A 3,448-nucleotide genomic window follows, 5' to 3' on the forward strand; every position below is an offset into this window, starting at 1 on the left:
ACGCACCGCAGCGACGGAACGGGGCCCGCTCTTAGCCGGCTTCTGCCGGTTTACGCCAGTCATCCGAGGCTTCGGTGCCGGACACTTTGTGGGTCCAGCTGACCTTGCGATAAGACAGGCTGGTCTTGATCAGTTGGGTGTAGTTTTCGTTTTCGCTGTCCTGGGCGTGGGGCAGTACGGTGTGGATCCCGACGACGGTGGCGTCTTCCAGCTTGGTGGTGAAGAAGTGCTCCTGCTTGCCGTCGCCCGAGGTGCGGAACCACCTGACCTCGACGGTCGGCAGCATTTCGCCGGTGGCCAAGGCTTGATAGAGCATCGGTGAGGCTTTGTTCAGTGCGCTGGTGAAGGTCAGTGGTTTATGCACGCGCTGGCCCGCGGGCTGGCCGCTTTGTGGGTCGGTGGGCGCGGCGATTTGGTGGTCGACTTCCAGGGCGAGGATTTCGTCTTCGTGGCCTTCCACATAAACGTTGCCCACCGAGTCAGCAGTGAACGCGCCCTTGGTGATGTGGCCCTGGGTTTTGCCGTGGATGCTGATGTACGCAGGTGTTGGCATGACAAGCTCCTTGTCGCGATCAAGTGAACGGCCCCTGGGGGCCGCAGGTTATGGCCGACACGGCCATGGCTTTGCAGGCGCTCGGGATGAGCGCGCTGAAAATCGGTTACAGGTGCAGCACCCGCTCCAGCGACTCCAGCACTTGCTGGGTGATGGCGTTCAGGCGGATCGAGTAGATCGTGTAGGCGACCGTCAGCACGACGGCGGCCATGGCCCACGGCGTCCACAACGGCCAGGCGCGTTTGATCCGGTAGTTGCGCGGGGCGACGTTTTTCAGCGGGTCGGTCAGGCGCTTGGGTGTCTCGCCGCGCAGGGGGCGCAACAGGCCGTGCAGTTGGGTGATGATCTTCTGTATTTCGTCATCGCCCTTGATATGGGCGCCGTATTTGCCTTTGAGACCGGAGATCAGGCACTGGTACATGAACTCCAGCACATGCTGGTACCTGGCCGCTTCGGGGATCATGTTGTTCATCACGGTGAAGAATTTTTCGCCGCCCCAGGTTTCTTGATGAAACTTGCTTAGCAGCGAGCGTGCGCTCCATGTGGAAGACTTGCCCCAGGAAGTGCTCATGGCCACTTCGTCGAGCAACAGGCACAGGCTGTAGGAGTAGGCCTTGAGCATGCCGGCGTCGTAGTCGAGCTGGCTGACTTCTTCCATGATCGTGGTGATCTGGTTGCTGACGCTCAGGTACAGCGCAGGTACGTCGTCGTGCTGGTCCAGACGCCGCAGGCGGATGACCAGGCCGATCAGCGGCGTGGCGGCATCGCACAGCGGGTTCCAGGCCAGGCCGCGCATGTCGAATTCAGGGTCGGCCAAGTGTGTTTGGCCGCTGGCAGTGATCGTTTCGCCGTCAAAGTCGATGGCGCCGGAGATCTCCTCGTGACGCCATGAGTCGGGTGTCGTTTTAATCATCTTTTTCACTCCTGATCGCCCAGAACTGCAATTCCAGCTTCGGGAATTCACCGGCAATATGGAAACCAAACCCGCTGCCACTGCTCAGGCTTTGCCAGGCGGGGTGATGGCGGTCGAGTTCGAAGTAGCTGAAACCTGCATGGAACGGCAGGTGCCGCGGCGCCACCGGCAGCGGCCGCAGTGGAATACCCGGCAGTTGCAGGCTGACCAGTTGCTCCAGCCCTTCGGTGGAGGTGATCTTGATCTGCTTGGGCAGTTGCTGACGCAGGGTTTCCGCGGGCAGTTCGGCGCGCACGGCGAGGATGAATTCAGCGTTGTCCAGCAGGCGTTTGTCGTTCAATGCGGCGCTGCGCACGCCGTACCGCTGCTCGACAATCGGCAACGACACCGCACGCGGTTGCAGCACCGTGCCCAAGGCGCGGCGCAAGGTGTGCTCCAGAATCTGGAACGACTCGCGCAGGTTGTCGTGCTGGTAGGCCGGGTATTCCTGGGGTAGGTGGCCTTCATCGGTAAAAGTCACCAGTTCGCCGCAGGCCTGGGCCAGGGCGATGTACAGCTGTTCCGGGTGGACTTGGCGCTGGTGCGCCAGGTGTTGGAACAGCGGGAACAAGCGGTTGAGGGTTTGCAGCAGGTTGAAGTCGGTGACATCTGCCACCCCCGACTGCCCCGGTGAACCGATACGCTGGGCCAGGTTTTTGGCCCGCTCGCGCATCAGCCCGGCCACCTCACCGAGGTAGCGGTGCAGCGCCGGCACCGCTTGCAGGGACAGGCTGGTGGGATAGAAATGCTCGTCCATTACCAGGCTGCCGTCCGGGCGCTTGTCTTTGATCCTGCCCAAGGCGATGCCAGTGAAGGCACTGCGGTCGCTGCGTTCGAGCATCAATTGCAGGTTGGGCACGGCAACGTCCATGCCGACCTGATCGCCGTCATCACTGTGGGTGTCGCGGATTTCCTCGCGGCGGGCGATGTAGCGGCTGTTGCTGTACTGGTCGGGCCAGCGCACTTCGAGGGCGCCGTTGGAGCGCAGCGGCAGGGCCAGATAGACAATCTGATTGACCGCGCTGCTGTCGGCGATTTCCAGCGGGGCGGGCGGCGCCAGATCGTGGGGGATATCGAAGACGCTGCCGTCGGGCATGATTCCGCGTGCCTGGGTAATAGCGACTTTGCCGAAGTTCAGGTATTCGCTGTTCAGGGTCAGCTCGCTGAAGCCATAGAGCGCGTCGTTCAGGCTGTGCAGGCGCTGGTGCACTGCGGCTTCGGCGGCGCGGGCCTGTTGCTGGAAGTGCTGGGGTTTGACGAACAAACCTTCATGCCAGATGACGGCGTTGCGTGAACTCATCGGTAATTACTCGGGGCAAAAGCGGCTGAAAAGGGCGTCATCGGGTTTCTCCTTTGAGGCTGACCTGGGCTGCATCCAACTGCACCAGCACGGCGTATTGGCGGCCCTTGGGTTCGACGCGCAGGCGATGTTTCCACTGGCTGACATCGGCGCTGTGGTAGTTGGCGATCACCGCGATAAACCGGGTGTCCTCATCCAGGGCACGCAGGTCGACGAACTTGAATTGGCCGGGGTTAAGCAGGTAGTCGTCGGCACGGATATAGGTGCTGCCCAGGGTCTTTTTCAGGTCGTCGGCCAGGGCCTGGGGGCTGGCGTTGACCAGCAGCGAATCGTCGGTCAATTCCAAGACTTTGAAGGCGATCGGCGTGGCGACGTGCTGCAGCGCCGGGTTGCCCCAAGGCGTCGTCAGGCTCACGCCTTGGGCGTCGTAATGGCCTAACAGCGCGTCTTCGATAGGCGACATTGGCACCACGGGTTCTGGCTCCAAGGTCAGCGGCGACTGGGCCGGTACATTTTCATAGAGGTGATTGAGCAGGGTTTGCACCTTGTCCGTCAGTGCTTGCGGGCTGGTCGCTTGAACGTTGAGGGTGTAGGGCGAGCGGCTCGCGTCTTCATCCAGAACAGTGCCGGTGCTGATCAGACG

Annotated in this window: 4 protein-coding genes; all 4 read right to left on the minus strand. The window is 61.7% G+C overall.

Going from position 1 to position 3,448, the window contains the following annotated elements:
* Positions 1 to 31: 31 nt before the first annotated feature.
* Entirely contained in the window at positions 32 to 553 is a 522-nt protein-coding gene (locus tag ACXRVY_RS20760; protein ID WP_458238127.1) for an Hcp family type VI secretion system effector, read from the minus strand.
* Positions 554 to 659: 106 nt separating this feature from the next.
* Entirely contained in the window at positions 660 to 1,466 is an 807-nt protein-coding gene (gene icmH / locus ACXRVY_RS20765; protein WP_223463484.1) for a type IVB secretion system protein IcmH/DotU, read from the minus strand.
* Complete coding sequence (tssK, locus tag ACXRVY_RS20770) at positions 1,459 to 2,805, minus strand: type VI secretion system baseplate subunit TssK (protein WP_223463485.1); 1,347 nt, start codon at positions 2,803 to 2,805, stop codon at positions 1,459 to 1,461. Before tssK ends, icmH begins: the two co-directional genes overlap by 8 nt.
* Before the next feature lie 37 nt (positions 2,806 to 2,842).
* Positions 2,843 to 3,448, minus strand: a 606-nt coding sequence (gene tssJ / locus ACXRVY_RS20775; RefSeq protein WP_458238128.1) for a type VI secretion system lipoprotein TssJ, incomplete at its 5' end; no start/stop codon positions are given.

The organism is Pseudomonas sp. P5_A2_2, from assembly GCF_054177685.1.